Origin of the sequence: Afifella pfennigii DSM 17143, assembly GCF_000688515.1 — a bacterium.
Taxonomy (GTDB): domain Bacteria; phylum Pseudomonadota; class Alphaproteobacteria; order Rhizobiales; family Afifellaceae; genus Afifella; species Afifella pfennigii.
This window is the reverse complement of sequence record NZ_JHZK01000015.1, coordinates 41,865-59,165: the sequence shown is the minus strand read 5'-3', so window position 1 is coordinate 59,165 and position 17,301 is coordinate 41,865. Positions and strand designations below refer to the sequence as shown.

The following is a 17,301-nucleotide window of genomic DNA, read 5'->3' as shown; positions in this document are numbered from 1 at the left end:
GCCTCAGGCGCCCGCGACCACCAGGCTTGGCTTGGGAAGCGGGCGCAGGCGGAAGGGCGTGATCGGCGTCTTCAGGTGCAGCTCGCCGCCTTCGGCGCGCTGTGCAAGGCCCTCCTCCACAAGGCCGTCGGCCACCCATTCGGGAAGAGAATGGTGGCTGAAGCGATCGTAGAGCTCCAGAAGAACGGTCTGATAGAGCGTGGCTTTCTGCATCGCGTTGCTCCCCCTTTGCGCCGCAAGCGCCGAGCCCACGCAGGAAAGCAGAACATGCTTAATGGAAACTTGCCGCGGCCGGCCCTCCAAGGGGCCCTCCAATGGCACGAGAACGCAAGACGTCCCAACGAGACCCGGAAAACTACGCCGCTGCCTGCACGACGCGGTTGCGGCCGGCGGATTTGGCCTCGTAAAGAGCCATGTCGGCGCGCTTCAGAATGCTTTCGGCGCTCTCGTTCTTGCCTTCCAGGCAGGCAAGGCCGACCGAAACGGTGATCGGCAGGCTGAGGCCCGAGCCGGTGACGAAGGGGCTGGCTTCCACCTCGCGGCGCAAACGCTCGGCGATGGGGCTGGCCAGTTCCAGATCGGTATCGGGCATGACGACGACGAACTCCTCGCCGCCGAAGCGGGCGGCAAGGTCGATGCCCCGGACCCCCTTCTTCAGCCGCGCGGAGAACTCGCGCAGGACGTCGTCGCCGGCGTCGTGACCGTAGCGGTCGTTGACGCTCTTGAAGAAATCGACATCGAAGAGCAGCACCGAGACCGGCTTGCCCGCTTCCGCCGAGCGCTCCAGCAACGATTTCAGATGCGTGTCGAGATAGCGCCGGTTGTGCAGCCCGGTCAAAGGATCGGTGATGGCCAGCTCCACCGCGTTGGTGACCATGGAGCGCAGGCGGTCGGTGTAGCGCTTGCGGCGCAGCTGCGTGGTCACACGGGCGCGCAGCTCCGCCTCGTCGAGCGGGCGCACGATGTAATCGTTGACGCCGAATTCCAGCGCCCGCCGCAGCTTGGCGTTCTCGTCCGGGTCGATAACGATGAGGACCGGTATGTGGCGCAGATGATCGACCGCCTTGATCTGCGAGCACAGGCGCAGACCGTCGGTGCCCGCCAGGGAAAGGCTGACGATGAAAAGGTCGTAGGTGCCCTTCTCCACCGCCTCCAAGGCTTCCGGCCCGGTGGTCACGAACTCCGCCTCCACCTTGCGGCCGAGCCCCTTGCGCAGATGGCGGATGGAGGCCTCGCGATCGTCGATGACGAGAATGCGCGCGCCCTTCAGCTGCGTGCCGGTGAAAATCTCGCGCGGATCGACTCCCACCGACTGCATGGCGGCGGCGCGCAGGTTCAACTCGTCGGTGACGCTCTTCAGCCGCACCAGGCTGCGCACGCGCGTCAACAGCTCGATCTCGCTGACCGGCTTGGAGAGGAAGTCGTCGGCGCCGCATTGCAGGCCCGTCACCTTGTCGCCCGCCGAATCGAGCGCCGTCACCATGATGACGGGAATATGGGCCGTCTCCGCCTGCTGCTTCAGGATGCGGCAGACGTCGAAGCCGGTAATGCCCGGCATCATGACGTCCAGAAGCACCAGATCGACCCGCTCGCGGCGCACGATCTCAAGCGCGTCCTCGCCGTTCAGCGCCGTGCGGACATCGAAATATTCCGCCTGCAGGCGGGTTTCCAGCAACCTGACATTGGCCAGAACGTCATCGACAACAAGAATACGCCCGGTCACGCCCGTCCCCTATGCATCGCCTATATAGCTGCGCACGTTTTCGATGAAGGAAGCCACCGAGATCGGCTTCGACAGATAGCCCTCGCATCCTCCCTGACGGATTCGCTCCTCGTCGCCCTTCATGGCGAAGGCGGTCACGGCAATGACGGGGATATGCTTCAATTCCTCGTCCTGCTTGATGATGCGCGTCACTTCCAATCCGGAGATCTCCGGCAACTGGATATCCATGATGATGAGGTCGGGCCGCTCCGACTTCAGCGTCTCCAGCGCCTCGTAGCCGTTGCGCATGGGAAGGGTATCGTAGCCCTTGGCCTTCAACAGATCGTTGAAGAGCTTCATGTTGAGCTCGTTGTCTTCAACGATCATGACAGTCTTGGGCATGTTTATTCGCCTCTTGCAGACGGGTCAGCAGAGGGCACGGTTGAGCCTATCCCTTAGCCTCGCCTATTGTGATCAAAGCCTTTTAAGGAAAGGCAAACACGGCATGATTCAGGCAGACGATAGCTCTCACGAGCGCGCAGAGGAAATCGGCATCAGGGCGCTGGCCCATATCGCCGCCTCGCCGCGGCTTTGCGCGCGCTATCTGGAGCTGACGGGGCTCACCGCACAGAGCCTGCGCCGCGCCGCCGGCGAGCCGGGCTTTCTTGCCGGCACCCTCGCCTTCCTGACGGCGCATGAGCCGGACCTCATCGCCTTCGCCGATTCGGCGGGCCTCAGACCTGAGGAGATCGCGGAGGCGGCGCACCGGCTGGAGGCGGGACGGCCGCCCGGATCCGCGGGCCGGCGATGAGCGCGCAGGCGGCGCTCTGCCGGGACTGCCTCCACCGCTTTGAGGCCGCGGCCTCGCGCTGCCCCCGCTGCGGCAGCCCGCGGACGCTTCGCCACGCCGAGCTCTTTGCGCTCGCCATCGCCCATATCGATTGCGACGCTTTCTTCGCGGCGATCGAAAAGCGCGACAATCCCTCGCTCGCCGATGTCCCGGTGATCGTCGGCGGCGGCAAGCGCGGCGTCGTCTCCACCTGCTGTTACCTGGCGCGCATTCACGGCGTCAGATCGGCCATGCCCATGTTCAAGGCCCGGCGGCTGTGCCCGGACGCGGTGGTCATCAAGCCCGATATGGCGAAATACGCCGCCGTCGGCCGCCAGGTCCGGGCGATGATGCTGGAGCTCACGCCCTCGGTGGAGCCGCTGTCCATCGACGAGGCCTTCCTCGATCTTTCCGGAACGGAGCGCCTGCATCACGCGCCCCCCGCCGGCGTCCTGGCGGGCTTTGCCGCCCGCGTGGAGCGGGACGTCGGCATCACCGTTTCCGTCGGCCTCAGCCACAACAAGTTCCTCGCCAAGATCGCCTCCGATCTCGACAAGCCGCGGGGCTTTTCGGTCCTCGGCAAGGCGGAGACGATGGATTTCCTCGCCCGTCAGAAGGTCTCCATCGTCTGGGGTGTCGGGGCGGCCATGCAGCGGCGGCTGGAGAAGGACGGGATCGCCACGATCGGCCAGCTTCAAACGATGGACGAGAGCGTGCTCGCGCGCCGCTACGGCGCCATGGGGCTGCGCCTTGCGCAGCTGTCGCGCGGCCTCGATGCCAGAGCGGTGAAGCCGGAGCGGGCCACCAAGAGCGTTTCGGGCGAAACGACCTTCGAGACGGACCTTGCCGGCGAGGGCGAGCTTCTGCCGGTCCTGCGCCGCCTGGCGGAGAAGGTGTCGGCGCGGCTGAAGGCCGCCGGATTGTCGGGCCAGACGGTCACGCTGAAGCTGAAAACCTCCGATTTCAGCACGCTGACACGAAGCCGGACCCTCACCGATCCGACGGCGCTCGCCGACCGTATCTTTCGCGCCGGCCGGGACCTTCTCGTCAAGGAAATCGACGGGACCGCCTACCGGCTCATCGGCATCGGCGTCAGCGAATTGCAGGAGCTTTCGGCCGCCGATCCGGACGATCTGCTCGACCCTTCGGCGGCGCGCCGCGCCAAGGTCGAGCACGCCGTCGACGATATCCGCCGGCGCTTCGGCGAGCACGGCGTCGATCTCGGGCTGACCTTTCGGCCGGACGGGCGCAAGCGGCCATCCGGGCGGCCTCGCGGGCCGGCGTGAAAGCGCCGTTCTGCCGCCGCAGTCTCCGGCAAGCGGTCATTGCTTGCGCAAGAAAGAACCGAAGCAGGCTTCCCTTCCGGCAAGTTGAAGCTACTCTCGGCGCGTTTGCAGCCTAAGGGCTGGTCAATGCCGGGAGGATGGGAATGCCGCACAAGTTCAAGATCGTCAGCCGCGCCAAAGAGCAATTCGGCGTGCAGTTCGTCTATAACCGCGAAGTGATCGTCTGGTCGGAAAGCTATGCGAACAAGGCCGGCGCCAAGAACTGCATCGCCTCCTTGAAAAAGAACGCCCCCAAGGCGCCGGTGATCGATCTGACCAAGGAGGAGACCGGTAAGGGCTACCGCTTCGAGATCGCTCCCTCCAAGGACGGCCAGACCTTCGTGCGCTTCGTCGCCTCCAACGGCGAAACCATGGTGCGCTCCGAAACCTACAAAGCCAAGGCCAGCGCCAAGAAGGCGATCGCCTCGGTGCAGAAGAACGCGCCCGCGGCGGAAACCGTCGACGAGGCCGCCTGAACCTAGGCGGAATGTGCCGGGCCGGCATGCCGGCCCAAAAGGCCGCCGGCGAAGACGAAGGTGTCGAGGCTGGCGAGGCGTCTGGCATAGTAGGCGAGCGCCGCCGCCCTCGCAGCCTGCGAGACGGCGGTGCCGATCGCCGCGGCGAGAATTCCCAGCCAAGGCAGCAAAGCGAGCGTGACCAGCGCGTTCAGGACCAGGCTGGCGAGCGCCACCCACAGATTGGCCTTCTGGTGGCCGAGCACGACCAGAAGGTCGCCCGCCTGGCCGACGGAGGCGCGGGCGATGAGACCGAGGCCGAGAACCGCCAGCACGCCGTAGCCGGCGACGTAATCGGGGCCGAACATGGAAAGCAGCGGGTAGCCGAGGGCGACGATGCCCGCGACCGTCGGCACCGTGAGCCAGAAGGTCCAGCTGGTGGCGCGGCTCACCCTGCCCTGCAGGTCGGCGTGATCGCGCCCGGCACGCGCCAGCGAGAATTCCCGGCTCGAGATCAGCATGAAGGCGTAATAAACGTAGCCGGCGAGCGTCATCAGCCGCACGGCGGCGAAGTAGATGCCGACCTCGGCCGGCTCGGCGAACAGGCCGAGAAGCAGGATGTCGGAGACGAGATAGATTTCCTCGATGCCGTAGACGAGCGTCAGCGGCAGCGTCGCGGCGAGCCACAGGCGCCGCTGTTTGCGGGGCCTTTCGGAGATCGACAGGTCCGGCCCGATCTGGCGGGTAATGCGCCGGCGGATCATCACCGCCTGGCCGATCGTCACGACGCCGGTCACGGCGATGGCCAGGGCGAGCGCCGTCACGGCGCTGAGATGGAGGCCGAGAAGCGCGACCGCGATCACCGCCAGGGCCAGAAGCACGGGCCGCACGATGAAGGCGGGCGCCGCCGACAGCACGAAGAGACCGAAGCTGCGGGCGATGCCGTCCAGATAGAGCTCCACCGCCATGAAAGGGATGCCGGCGAAAAAGAGGATCAACAGCAGCCAGCGCGGATCGCCGGCGGGCAAGAGGAACGACATCGCCCACAGGCCCGTGAGCCCGGCCGCGGCGATGGCGAGCGAGCCGGCGACGACCATGGCGAAGCCGGTTCTGAGGAAGGCCCGCGCCTCCTCAAGGCGCCCGCGCGCCAGATAGCGCGGCAGAAAGCGCAGGCAGGAATCGTTGAAGCCGAGCGCGGCGATCTGGCCGGCAAGGAAAAGCCAGGTCCAGAAGGTGACGTAGAGGCCGTAGTCGGTGAGCGAGAGAAGCCGCGCCAGGAGCACCTGCAGGGCGAAGCCGATGGCGGCGCCGAAGGTGCGGATGAGAAAGGCCGTGCCGGCATGGCCGAGATAGACGCCGCTATCGGCCGAGACATGCGCCAGACGCCTGCGCAACCCCGCCGGCAGCGGCAGGGCGCTGACGCGGGCGGCAAGGCCGGCGACCGCGCTCACCGCCCTTCCTCCTGCAAAGGCGGCGCCCGGCGCCTCATCGCGAGGCGGCCTGCGGCAGCGGCTCGGCCGCGGCCTCCAGCCGCGTCAGAAGGCGTGCGCGCACGGCCAGCGGCAGGCTTTCGAAGCTGCGCTTCAAGGCTGGTCTGAGGCGATCCTGCCAGACGTCGAGATAGGCTTTTCCGGTGAAGGAATGCGCTTCCTGGAAGGCGTAGAGCGGCATGGTGGTGTTGCACCAATCGACCTTGTAGCCGGACGGATCGCCGAGAAGGTCGAAGGTCTTCACCCCGTGCTCGATGCACCAGCGCAGGGCCTCTTCAAGCTGCACCTTGCCGGGCGAATAGGCACGCAGCTGCCAGTCGAAGGCGCCGAGATAGGAATAGAAGCGGCCGTGGTAGAGAAAGCCGATCTCAATGGCGATCGGCCGCCCGTCCAGGGTCAGCGCCGCGGCGATGGCACCATGGCCGTGCCGGCCTTCGACGGCCGGCCGGTAAGGCAGGCTGGCGAGGAATTTCGCCACATGGGGCGTATTCAGCCCCCGCGTCGCCCGGCCCGTGCGTTGCAGCCATTGGCGCTTCATGGAGACGGCCTGGCCCGCCAGGGCGGCGTATGCGTCGCTGCCTCCCATATGCACCTCATAGCCGAGCTCGCCCAGCGCGGCGAGCTTGTTGCGGCGCTTGTTGCGCGCCCGGCGGGTCGTCGATTTCAGGGTTTTTCGATAGGCTTCGTAGGAGCCGCCGAAACGGGCAAGCTCCATCGCCGAGATGACGCCGGTCCTACTGGCGGAGACCTTGGAGAGCTTGCGCAAACGGCCGGGAACGGCACCCGCCGGCACGCTGGCGAAAGACACCGCGTCGACCTCTCCTTCGTCGCGGATCGCCTCGCAGCAGCTCTGCATGATGGCGGGCACAGTGCCACAAGCGGCGACATCCGCGTCGACGAGGACATTGCCGTATTGGCCATGCGGCACCGTCAAGGCCACGAGGCGACGGATCGACCAGCTATCGTCGGCGATCATCAGCGGCCAGACGAATATCAAGCGCTCGCCTTGATAGGCGGCATAGATACGGATGCAGGGCCCCTCGCCCGGCTGAGAGGCATAAAATCCGCACCAGGTGCGGCACCAATCGTAGCTCTGGAAGAATGTCAGGCTGTCTTTGGCGCGCTCTTCCAGGGCGCGCCATTGTTCCGCGACCGCCTCCATGCCGGCGAGCGAATCTATCCGGGCAATCCTCCATGCAGGGGATGCGGCCTGATCCTTGGGCGCCGCTTGAAAGCTCACGGCAATCTGTCTCCTGAGATGGTGTTGCGTGGCGGACGGCGCTATTTCGCCAGTTCGTAGGCGTCGATGTCGCGCATGCCCATCGGCGCCTTGGGATCGACGCGGAAGTCGACCTTGAAGGTCATGCGGTTCTTCCTCTGCAGGCCCGAATAGCGATGCGCGGCGGCAAGGGCGAGCTTGCCCCAAAGGGCCGGGCCGGATTCCACGATGCGCGGCTGGCGCACGCCGAAAGAGCGCCGCAATACGCCGTTGGCGTAGTGGTTGGCGTAACGGTTGCGCAGCTCCCTCGTCCAATGCTCGGTGGTGAAGGAGACGTTGAGGCAGTCCTCGTTGACGACGCGGTGCGGGCCGTTGATCGGCCAGTGCAGCATCTGTCCCGGCTCCAGATCGATCGCCTCGGCATATTCGTCGAACCAGGGCTCATAGGGCGTCTCCTGCTCGTCCGCCTCGTTGAGGATGATTTTCTCCATCGCCTCCTGGCGCAGAAAGGGCTCCGTGTTCGGATAGACGTAGACCCTTTTGCGGCCCTTGATCTGCCACAGCGACTGGCCGGGGATGTCGCAATGGTAATAGACCTGCACCTTCGGCGAGGAGATGAGGATGCTCATCTTCCGCTTGAAGGTCTTGAGGCCAGGCACCTTGTCCTCGAACTCGGCGAAGATCCTTTCCAACGCGGCCCGGTAGTCAGGATCGAGCTCGGCGACGCGCTGCAGCAGCACCCAGATATTGCCGTTCCTGACCGCCTCCAGCACCTCCTCGCCGCGCGCGTCGCCGATCTCGCCGTCGCGCCAGCTCGCCGGGTCGTGGAAGCTCCGGTTCATGGTGTTGACGTGATAATGCGCCCGCGGCACGCGCTCGATGAGCCGCGCCAGCGCCTCGTCGCTGAAAAGCGGCGATTCGTGCAGCCGATGCCGCAACCGGATGAGATGCTTGCCGAAGAGCTCGGCATGCCTGTCCTGCCAATCCACCAGAATTGCGTCGCTCGCCACCGTTCGCCCTCCGCCATGGGTGATGTCCCGGCAGCCGGTCTCGGCATGCCGCACCGCTTCAATTTGAAACGAAATCTAGGCGTCGTCTGGACGAAAACCGCAAGTATATCCGTGTTCTAGCGTTAATGGGAGATGACGGCCGGAGCCATGCCGAGCGCAGCGCGGACCCCCCACACATCACGCCTCGCGCAGGCAAGCGGGCTTGTGCGCACGCCTTAAAGCGGGGCGCCGTTGCGCCGTGGATCGCCAGGGCCCAAAGATGACGTCCCGCCTCCATCGCCGCCTTGCACCCGCCCTTTCGCCGGCCTAGCTTCGCCTGCCCTGCAAAGCCGGGAGAAGCGAGGAGTACCCGATGCCGGAAATCGCCGCCTCCGTCCTTGAGACGATCGGCAATACCCCCTTGATCCGCCTCCGCCACGCTTCGGAGCGCACCGGCTGCGAGATCCTCGGCAAGGCGGAGTTCCTCAATCCGGGGCAGTCGGTGAAGGACCGGGCGGCGCTGTACATCGTGCGCGATGCGGTCGAACGCGGGCTTTTGAAGCCCGGTGGCACCATCGTGGAGGGCACGGCGGGCAATACCGGCATCGGCCTTGCCCTCGTCGCCAAGGCGCTCGGCTACCGCGCCGTCATCGTCATCCCCGAGACGCAATCGGAGGAGAAGAAGCAGGCGCTGCGCATCGCCGGCGCTGAACTCATCGAGGTGCCGGCCGTGCCCTACCGCAATCCCAACAATTACGTGAAAATCTCCGGCCGTATTGCCGAGCGCCTCGCCCGCGAGGAGGCGAACGGCGCCATCTGGGCGAACCAGTTCGACAACACCGCCAACCGCAAGGCACATCTCGAAGGCACCGGCCCGGAGCTCTGGCGCCATACGGACGGCAAGATCGACGGCTTCATCTGCGCCGTCGGCACGGGCGGCACGCTGGCCGGCTGCGGCATGTTCCTGAAGGAGAAGAACCCCGGAATCAAGATCGGCCTCGCCGATCCCGACGGGGCGGCGCTCTATCATTATTACGCCCATGGCGAGCTGAAATCTTCCGGCTCCTCCATCACCGAAGGCATCGGCCAGGGCCGCATCACCGCCAATCTGGAGGGCGCGCCCATCGACATGCCCTTCAACATCCCCGACAAGGAGGCGATCCCGCTCGTCTTCGACATGGTGGAGCGCGAGGGGCTGTGCCTCGGCGGCTCCTCCGGCATGAACGTCGCCGGCGCCATCCGCATGGCTGAGGAGATGGGCCCGGGCCATACCATCGTGACGGTCTTGTGCGACTATGGCGCGCGCTATGCCAGCAAGCTGTTCAATCCCGACTTCCTGCGCTCCAAGGAGCTGCCGGTCCCGGCCTGGCTGGAGCGTCGGCCCGAGATCGAGATACCCTTTGAGGAGGTTCCGGCATGAGCGGGCCCAGCGAGCCCCTGTTCCGCGACGAGCCGTATCTGCAAAGCTGCGAGGCCGAAGTCCTCGCCGTCAACGATCGCGGCGGTATCATCCTTGACCGTACCGTCTTCTACGCCACCGGCGGCGGCCAGCCCGGCGATACCGGCAAGCTACTCGCCGCCTGCGGCGAGGTGGAGATCGGCGCCACCGTCTATGGCGAGGACCGCGCCGCCATCGTGCATGTGCCGACAAGCGCGGAGAAGCTGCCGGAGCCCGGCGAGCGGGTGCAGGCGGTGCTCGATTGGGAGCGCCGCAACCGGCATATGCGCATGCATACGGCGCTGCATCTTCTGTGCTCGCTCATCCCCTATCCCGTCACCGGCGGCTCCATCGGGGCGGAGGAAAGCCGGCTCGACTTCGACATCGCCGATGCCGGCGCCATCGACAAGGAAGCGCTGTGGGAGGCGCTCAACGCGCTGGTGGAGGCGGACCATCCGGTGACGACCCGCTGGATCAGCGAGGAAGAGCTCGCCGCCAATCCGGAGCTGGTGCGCACCATGAGCGTCAAGCCGCCGAGCGGAAGCGGCCGCGTGCGGCTGGTCGCCATCGGCAAGGACGGCGAAATCGACCTTCAGCCCTGCGGGGGAACGCATGTCCTCTCGACGGGGGAAATCGGGAGCCTCGCCCTCGGCAAGGTGGAAAAGAAGGGCCGGCAGAACCGGCGTATCCGACTGAGACTTGAGAGCTGAAAGAAAATGTCAGACCTGCTTGTGAGCCCAAAATGGCTGCATGCGCATCTTGACGAGGTGCGCGTCGTCGACGCCTCCTGGTACCTGCCGGCGCAGAACCGCGACGCCAAGGCGGAATACGCGGCGGGCCACATTCCCGGCGCCGTCTATTTCGACATCGACGCGATCGCAGACCGCTCCACCGACCTGCCGCATATGCTACCCGATCCGGACGCCTTCGCGGCGGCGGCCGGCGCGCTCGGGCTGTCGGAGGGCGACACCATCGTCGTCTATGACGGGATGGGGCTGTTCTCCGCGCCGCGCGTCTGGTGGACGCTGAAGGTCTTCGGGGCGCGCCAGGTGCGTATCCTGGAAGGCGGATTGCCGGCCTGGAAGGCGGCAGGCTATCGCCTCAGCAGCGAGGCGCCGCAGCCGACGCCCAAGCGTTTTCACCCGCGTTTCCTGCAGGCGGCCGTCGCCGACCTTGGCCGCGTGCGCCGGAGCCTTAACGGCAGCGGCGAGCAGATCGTCGATGCGCGGCCCGCCGGCCGGTTCCGCGGCGAGGAGCCTGAGCCGAGACCGGGCCTTAAAAGCGGGCATATCCCCGGCTCCAAATGCCTTCCCTTCGATGCGCTTTTCGCCGAGGGCGAGCCGCAGCGTCTCGTGGAGGCGGCGCGCATCCGGGCGATCTTCGAGGCCGCCGGCGTCGATTGGGACAAGCCGGTGGTGACCTCCTGCGGTTCCGGCGTGACGGCGGCGATCCTCTCCTTCGCGCTGGTGGCCGCCGGCAAGGCCGATACCGCGCTCTACGACGGCTCTTGGACGGAATGGGGCGGGCGCGACGACACGCCGGTGGAGCAAGGCCCGGCATGAGCGAGCGCGCCATCGCGACCATCATCACCGACCTTGAGATGACTGCGCCGCCGACCCGGCTGCCGCCGCAGCCGAGCGGCTTTTCCCTGGCGCTGATGCGGGTGGAGGACTGCCCGCTGCATTTCTACCGCTATCTCTACGCCACCATCGGCGCCGATTTCGTCTGGGTGGAGCGGCTCGGCCTCAGCGACGAGGAGCTTGCCAGGCGCATCCGTCGCGAGGGTATCGAGATCTCCGTCCTCTATGCCCAGGGCGCGCCGGCCGGCTATTTCGAGCTCGATTTCGCCGGCCATCCGCGCGTCGATCTCGTCTATTTCGGGCTGATGCCGGAATGGACCGGGCGCCGGCTCGGCCCGTGGCTGCTGGGCACGGCGGTCAGCGAGGCCTTCTCGCGCGGCGCGGAGGTGATGACGCTCAACACCTGCACCATGGACCATCCTGCGGCGCTGCCGCTCTACCAGCGCCTCGGCTTTCAGCCCGTCGGCCGGCGCGAGCACCGCCTCGTCCTGCCGCAGGGCTACGAGCCGCCCGGCCATCTCGCCGCCGCGCTGCGGCCCTGAAAGCGGAACATTTTTCCGGCAGCGGGTTTCCTCTCTCACCGAGGGGGCTCGGACGAACGGAAAACCGATGAAATTTTCGACCTTGATGATCGGCGCCGCGCTGGCGCTGCCGCTCCCGGCCATCGCGTCCGCGGATACGGGCCGGATCGTGCTGGCGCAGGCCAATCTTTCGGCAGAGCTGCAAGCAGAGACGGCGCGTCAGAACCTCGCCGCCGCCGAGGCGGCCCTCGCCGAGGCGGAGGCCAGCGGACAGGGCGTGGAGGAAGCACGCGCCGCCGTGGAGGCCGCGCGCCAAACTCTGGCGGAGGCGGAGGCCGCCGAGGCGGCGGCGCAGCAGCCGCAAGAGCCGCCGGCCGCCAATGCGGCGGAAGCGCCGCCCCAGCCCGCCGAACAGACCCTCGAGCAGCCTGCCCCGGAGGCTGCAGAAGAGCCGGCGGCGCAGGAACAGGCGGCACCGCAGGGTGAGCCAGCCCCCGCGGCCGAGGCAGAAGCACCCGTCAACGAGCAGGCGCCGGAAAAACAGGCCGCCGAGGAGCCTGCGCAACAAGCATCGCCCGCCGCCGAGCCGCCCGCCGCCGAGGCAGAAGCACCCGTCAACGAGCAGCCGCCCCTCACCGAACAGTCCGAGGAACAGGCGGCAGAGGAGCCTTCGCAAGAAGCGCCCGCTGCCGCGCAAGAGAGCGAGGCCGCCGAGCAGCCGCAAGAGACCTCACCCAACCTGGTGACGCCGGAGGCGCAGCAGCAGGCCGAGGAGCCTGCCGGCGAGCGCGCGCCAGCGGCGAACGCGCCGGCCGCCCCGGCAACGACGCAACAGGGCACGGCGCCGGAACAGGTCCCCGTCAACCAGCGCCGGCGCGACGCGGAGGCCCCCGCCCCCGCGCAATCACCGGCCGAGACGGCACAGCCGGACGCCGCGGCCGCGCCGGAGAATCTCGGCATCGCCGGCGAGGAGCCCGATCCGCAGATGCGCGAGCTGCGCCAGAAGCTGCGCGCGGAGCGCCGCCAGGCCGAAGGCCGGCGAGACGACGACAACGACGCCCTGCGGACGGGCGCGGCGGCCGCCCTCGGCGCCGCTGCCGGCGCGCTCGCCGGACGGGTCATCGAAAGCTATGGCGACCGCGTCGTGATCGAACGCGACGGCCAGCGCTACATCCGCTCCGACAGCGAGACCGACCGGCTGCTGCGCCGGGCCCGCGACGTGGAGGTGGAAGATCTCGGCGAGGGCCGCACGCGCACCGTGGTGACGCGGCCGAACGGGGCGGAAATCATCACCATCCGCGACTACGACGGCAGCATCATCCGGCGCACGCGCCGAACGCCGGACGGGCGCGAGATCGTGCTGATCGACGACCGCTGGGCGGGACCGCGCGAGCGGCGCCGCGCGGAGCGCTTCGAGCAGTCGCTGCCGCCCTTGCGCTACGACCTGCCGCGCGAGCGCTATATCGTCGATCTCGGCAGGGCATCGCAGGACGATCTCCGCCAGACGCTCGCCGCCCCGCCGGTGGAGCCGGTGGAGCGGGCCTATACGCTGGAGGAGGTGCGCGACAGCGCCCGGCTGCGCGACAAGCTGCGGCGCGTCGATCTCGACGCCATCACCTTCGCCACCGACAGCGCCGCCATCGCCCGCAGCGAGGTGCCGGAGCTCGCCCGCATCGGCCGCGCCATGGAGGACCTTCTGGCGCAAAACCCCAACGAGCTCTTCCTCATCGAAGGCCATACGGATGCGGTGGGCTCGGACCTCTACAACCTCGCCTTGTCGGATCGGCGGGCGGAATCGGTGGCGATCGTGCTGTCGGAGAATTTCGACATCCCGCCGGAAAACCTCGTCACCCAGGGCTATGGCGAGCAGTATCTGAAAGTCCCGACCGAGGCGCCAGAACGGCAGAACCGCCGCGTGACCATGCGCCGGATCACCCCGCTCGTTCAGGGCCAGGTGCGCTAGCCGGCCGACATCGCGCAAAAAAACCGAGGCCCGGGCCGAGCCCGGGCCTTTCCTTTGCGCCACGATGCGCCACTGTCTTTTGGCGATTCACTGTCCTTTCGCCATTCTTGGAGCGCCGCGGCTTGAGAGCCGGGCTCAGCCGGCGGCAGGCGGTGCGCGCGCGCGCCGCGATTCCCTCTCCGCCTCTTCCTCCTCCGGCAGCTTGCGCGGATCGCCGGAGAGAAATTCCGCCAGCGCCGACAGGCGCGGGATGTGGCCGGAGAAGATTTTCACCGCCACCAGCAACGGCACGGCGATGAACATGCCGACGAAGCCCCACAGCCAACCCCAGAAGGCGATCGACAGAAAGATGGCGACCGGGTTCACGGCAAGACGCCGGCCGACCACCATGGGCGTGATGAAATTGCCCTCAAGGGAAGTGCAGGCGAGGTAGACGAGCGGCCCGTAGAGCGCCTCGCCGAGCGTTGGATAGGTGACGATGCCGACGATGCCGGCAAGGCCGGTGCCGACCATCGCGCCGACATAGGGGATGAAATTGAGGAGCGCGGCGAGCAGCCCCCACAGAACCGGATTTGGCATGCCGACGAGCCACATGCCGATGCCGATGGCGATGCCAAGGCAGGTATTGATGAAGGCGACGGTGAAGAGATAGCGCGAAAGTTCGCGCTCGATGTCGTAGCTGATCCGAAGCGCCCGCTTCTTGTCGCTGAGCGAGGACATGGAGCGCACGAGCTTGATGTAGAAGAGCCCCGAATAGGCGAGCAGGAAGAAGAGCAGCACGAGGCAAAGGAGGATCCGCGCCAATATGTCGGGCGTGCTGGTGGCGACATTGGTGAGGAGCCCCGGCTCGCGCAGCACCACTTCCTGGGCCCTGCCCGGCTCGCCCTCCTCGCCGCCGGTCAATTTGTCCACCTCCTCAGAAGCGCGCTCCAGCTGCTCCACCGAGCCGCGCAGATGCCCGACCTTGCGCTCCAGCTCGCGCACGATGCTCGGCGCCCGGTCGATCCATTCGCCGATGGGCGCGCTGAGGAAGTACGATCCGAGCAGCAGCGCCAGAAAGGCCGAGGCGACGAGCACACCCGCGCTCAGCCATTCCGGCACGCGCCGGCGGGCGAGAAAGCGCACGACCGGGCTCAAGGTGAGCGCGAAGAGGAAGGCCAGCACCACCGGCAGGAAAAAGCCCTTGGCGAGATAGAGCGCGGCCACGGCGGCGATGAGGAAGAGGCCGATCAGCGCCCAGGAGGGACCAAGAATGACGGCGGGCCGGTCGGTTGGCGCAGATTGCGTTTGCCTCGCCTCGGCCACGGCGGCGCCAGAGGGCAGCGCGGGATCGCCGCTCGGTTCTGGCTTCGGCGCCTTCGGCGTCGACCTCGTTGTCTTGGAATGCATCGGAACTCAGGGGCTTGGCCGGTTCCGCCTAGAACGCCGCTAGAACACGGACAGTTCCGCCCGCGCCGCCGTGCCTAGGCCTGCCGGGACGGTTTGGCGGGCCTGTCTCGCGCCTCGGCGGAAGGCCGCGGCGGCGCTTCGGGCTCGCTTTGCCTTGCCGGCGGAGGAACGGTTTTTGCCGGCTGAGCCACGACGTCCGGCTGCTGCGGCCCGCTCCCCGGACGGGCCTCCACAATTTGCGGCTCGCTCGCGGCGCCTCGCAGCGGCGCGCGCTCAGCTTCCGCCCGGCGCAAGCCGCCCGCATCGTTGGGGCGCCGGCGCAGGGAAAGGCCGGCGAAGACGCAGCCGACGACCCCGGCCGACAGGCTGGCCGCGACAATCCACGGATTCTTGTCGGAGAAGAAGGCCCCCACGCGCTGCGCCGGCGAAATCTCGATCTCGATGACACGCGCTTCGGCGGCAACGCGGTCTTCCTGCAGCCCCTGCTCGGTGTCGAGCCGCATGAAAATGCGCAGCGTCAAAGGATGCCGGCCGCCGCGCTGCGGCGTCACCTGCCATTCCCATTGCATCGCCGTGGTATAGCCGAGCAGCCGGCGCTCCCGGCCGGCCGGGGCGATGTGGAAAGCACCGCCGGTCAGCTCGGCCGCCATCTCGCCGCGCCGCGGCACCAGGACGAGGCCCTCTGCCAGCTTGCCGCCGAGCCCTTCGACCTCGCTGCGAAAGCGCGAGCCGAGCCGGGGCTCGATCAGCAGCGTCACCGTCACCGGCTCGCGGTAAAGCATCTCCTCGTCGACCTTGAAGGCGTAGTCGCGCTCCTCCACCCGCCGCTGGATCTCTTCCGGATAGCGGCAGAAGAGACGATCCGGCTCCTCCATACAGAGCCGCGTCACCGGCAGAGCCGGTTGAGCGGGCGCCGCCGGGGCGCTTTCCTCCACCGGCTGGGCCGGCCGAGCGAAGGGCGGATCGAAGGCCTCGGCGACCGGGTTCACCGCCGATTGCGCGGCTTGCTCGGGCAGGCTGGCGATGATGTCCTGATTGGCGGAGGCGATGGCGGTCTCCTCGCCCGCATCGGCGTTGGCGGTTCTCTGCCGGTCGGCGTTGGCCATGGTTTGCTGGTCGGCGCTGGCCATCTCCGTCGCGGAGGGCGAGCTCGGTCTTGGCGGCCGCGGACGTTCCAGCCGCGCCACCAGCTCGCCCGTCGCACCCCTGCCGCTGCGCACCAGCTCCTGAAGGAAGGCCTCGCTCTGTCGCACCTCTGTCTGTCGCGTCTCGCTGGTGTCGCGCGTTGCCTGCGTGAAGCGTTCGGCGGAGAAGGAAGCCTCGATCTCGTCCCAGACGATCGCGGCCAGGCTTTCCAGCTCCGACGCCGGCGGCGAGAGGTTCTCGCCTTCCATGGGCCCGTCTTCCACGGGCTCGCCTTCCGCGGGGCCAAGGGCGGCGCTCGCCTCTTCGCCGGGCTCCGCCTCTTGCGGCGAGGGCGCCATCTCCGACCACAGCAACACGGCCGCCGCGGCGAGAGCCGCTAGCGCCAAGACGGCGTAGATGCTCCTGCGCATGGCTTACCCTCCGCAAGCTGCAACGCCCGATTGTGCGCCGAGCGAGCGGAAAGGGCAAGAATCGCTCTAGGCGTCGCGGGCCGCGGCGCCGGCGGAGGCGCGTCGCGGCCCGCGGCCGGTCAGTGCAGGATCTGCGACAGGAAGAGCTTGGTGCGGTCGTGCTGCGGGTTGGTGAAGAAGGCTTCCGGCTCGTTCTGCTCCACGATCTGGCCGGCATCCATGAAGATGACGCGGTTGGCCACCTGCCGGGCAAAGCCCATCTCGTGGGTGACGACGAGCATGGTCATGCCGGAGCCGGCGAGATCGACCATGACGTCGAGCACTTCCTTGATCATCTCCGGGTCGAGGGCGGAGGTCGGCTCGTCGAAGAGCATGATGCGCGGGCTCATGCACAAGGCCCGGGCGATGGCCACGCGCTGCTGCTGACCGCCGGAAAGCTGGCCGGGATATTTGTGCGCCTGCTCGGGAATCTTCACCCGCTCCAGATAGGTCATGGCGATCTCGTCGGCCTCGCGCTTGGGCATCTTGCGCACCCAGATCGGCGCCAGGGTGCAGTTCTCCATGATCGTCAGATGCGGGAAGAGGTTGAAGTGCTGGAAGACCATGCCGACCTCGCGGCGGATCTCGTCGATCTTCTTCAGGTCGTTGGTCAGCTCGATGCCGTCGACGAAAATGTCGCCCTTTTGATGCTCTTCCAGCCGGTTGATGCAGCGGATCATCGTCGACTTGCCGGAGCCGGAGGGCCCGCAGATGACGATGCGCTCGCCGCGGCGCACCTTCAGATTGATGTCGCGCAGGACATGGAACTCGCCGAACCATTTGTTGACGTCGCGCATCTCGATGGC

17 protein-coding genes are annotated in these 17,301 nt (G+C 67.4%); 8 read left to right on the top strand and 9 right to left on the bottom strand.

Translation table 11 applies throughout. The annotated features are described in order from the left end of the window. Positions 1 to 3: 3 nt before the first annotated feature. From Q331_RS21305 to Q331_RS0111735, 3 genes are all read right to left on the bottom strand, one after another. Entirely contained in the window at positions 4 to 213 is a 210-nt protein-coding gene (locus Q331_RS21305; protein ID WP_034491958.1) for a hypothetical protein, read from the bottom strand. 142 nt (positions 214 to 355) lie between these two features. Further along, entirely contained in the window at positions 356 to 1,723 is a 1,368-nt protein-coding gene (locus Q331_RS0111740; protein WP_026380843.1) for a PleD family two-component system response regulator, read from the bottom strand. Between the two features lie 9 nt (positions 1,724 to 1,732). Next, entirely contained in the window at positions 1,733 to 2,104 is a 372-nt protein-coding gene (locus tag Q331_RS0111735) for a response regulator (RefSeq protein WP_026380842.1), read from the bottom strand. Positions 2,105 to 2,207: 103 nt separating this feature from the next. On the opposite strand from Q331_RS0111735, the gene Q331_RS21300 reads away from it, so the two are divergent. The 3 genes from Q331_RS21300 to Q331_RS24415 all read left to right on the top strand — a co-directional run bounded on the left by Q331_RS21300 (position 2,208) and on the right by Q331_RS24415 (position 4,332). After that, entirely contained in the window at positions 2,208 to 2,513 is a 306-nt protein-coding gene (locus tag Q331_RS21300) for a DUF3572 domain-containing protein (protein WP_051631079.1), read from the top strand. Beyond that, entirely contained in the window at positions 2,510 to 3,817 is a 1,308-nt protein-coding gene (locus Q331_RS0111725; protein WP_026380841.1) for a DNA polymerase IV, read from the top strand. The genes Q331_RS21300 and Q331_RS0111725 overlap by 4 nt, the downstream gene beginning before the upstream one ends. 143 nt (positions 3,818 to 3,960) lie before the next feature. Then, on the top strand, positions 3,961 to 4,332 hold the full coding sequence (locus tag Q331_RS24415; protein ID WP_034491955.1) for a YegP family protein: 372 nt from the start codon (positions 3,961 to 3,963) through the stop codon (positions 4,330 to 4,332). Positions 4,333 to 4,334: 2 nt separating this feature from the next. On the opposite strand, the gene Q331_RS0111715 is transcribed toward Q331_RS24415, so the two are convergent. The 3 genes from Q331_RS0111715 to Q331_RS0111705 are packed head-to-tail and all read right to left on the bottom strand — an operon-like array spanning position 4,335 to position 8,030. Further along, a complete protein-coding gene (locus Q331_RS0111715) occupies positions 4,335 to 5,762 on the bottom strand; it encodes an oligosaccharide flippase family protein (RefSeq protein WP_026380839.1) in 1,428 nt (475 codons plus the stop codon). Between the two features lie 34 nt (positions 5,763 to 5,796). Then, entirely contained in the window at positions 5,797 to 7,041 is a 1,245-nt protein-coding gene (locus Q331_RS0111710; protein WP_156953329.1) for a GNAT family N-acetyltransferase, read from the bottom strand. Positions 7,042 to 7,082: 41 nt separating this feature from the next. Then, on the bottom strand, positions 7,083 to 8,030 hold the full coding sequence (locus Q331_RS0111705; RefSeq protein ID WP_026380837.1) for a hypothetical protein: 948 nt from the start codon (positions 8,028 to 8,030) through the stop codon (positions 7,083 to 7,085). Between the two features lie 352 nt (positions 8,031 to 8,382). Between Q331_RS0111705 and Q331_RS0111700 the strand changes: the two genes are divergently transcribed. The 5 genes from Q331_RS0111700 (at position 8,383) to Q331_RS21290 (ending at position 13,511) form a co-directional block, all read left to right on the top strand. Then, positions 8,383 to 9,429, top strand: coding sequence for a cysteine synthase A (locus tag Q331_RS0111700; RefSeq protein WP_026380836.1), 1,047 nt, complete (start codon positions 8,383 to 8,385; stop codon positions 9,427 to 9,429). Then, the gene (locus Q331_RS23720; RefSeq protein WP_026380835.1) at positions 9,426 to 10,157 is read left to right on the top strand and encodes an alanyl-tRNA editing protein; all 732 of its coding nucleotides are present in this window, start codon (positions 9,426 to 9,428) and stop codon (positions 10,155 to 10,157) included. The genes Q331_RS0111700 and Q331_RS23720 overlap by 4 nt, the downstream gene beginning before the upstream one ends. A 6-nt stretch (positions 10,158 to 10,163) precedes the next feature. Continuing rightward, complete coding sequence (sseA, locus tag Q331_RS23715) at positions 10,164 to 11,009, top strand: 3-mercaptopyruvate sulfurtransferase (RefSeq protein WP_034491953.1); 846 nt, start codon at positions 10,164 to 10,166, stop codon at positions 11,007 to 11,009. Continuing rightward, positions 11,006 to 11,569, top strand: coding sequence for a GNAT family N-acetyltransferase (locus Q331_RS0111680; RefSeq protein ID WP_026380833.1), 564 nt, complete (start codon positions 11,006 to 11,008; stop codon positions 11,567 to 11,569). The genes sseA and Q331_RS0111680 overlap by 4 nt, the downstream gene beginning before the upstream one ends. Before the next feature lie 67 nt (positions 11,570 to 11,636). Beyond that, entirely contained in the window at positions 11,637 to 13,511 is a 1,875-nt protein-coding gene (locus Q331_RS21290; protein ID WP_034491951.1) for an OmpA family protein, read from the top strand. Between the two features lie 135 nt (positions 13,512 to 13,646). On the opposite strand, the gene Q331_RS21285 is transcribed toward Q331_RS21290, so the two are convergent. From Q331_RS21285 to Q331_RS0111660, 3 genes are all read right to left on the bottom strand, one after another. After that, positions 13,647 to 14,900 carry an AI-2E family transporter gene (locus Q331_RS21285; protein WP_051631078.1) on the bottom strand — a complete coding sequence of 418 codons (1,254 nt, stop codon included), beginning with the start codon at positions 14,898 to 14,900 and terminating at the stop codon, positions 13,647 to 13,649. 74 nt (positions 14,901 to 14,974) lie between these two features. Next, entirely contained in the window at positions 14,975 to 16,456 is a 1,482-nt protein-coding gene (locus Q331_RS0111665) for a hypothetical protein (RefSeq protein ID WP_026380832.1), read from the bottom strand. 119 nt (positions 16,457 to 16,575) lie between these two features. Further along, positions 16,576 to 17,292, bottom strand: coding sequence for an amino acid ABC transporter ATP-binding protein (locus Q331_RS0111660; protein ID WP_245615628.1), 717 nt, complete (start codon positions 17,290 to 17,292; stop codon positions 16,576 to 16,578). Between the last annotated feature and the right edge of the window lie 9 nt (positions 17,293 to 17,301).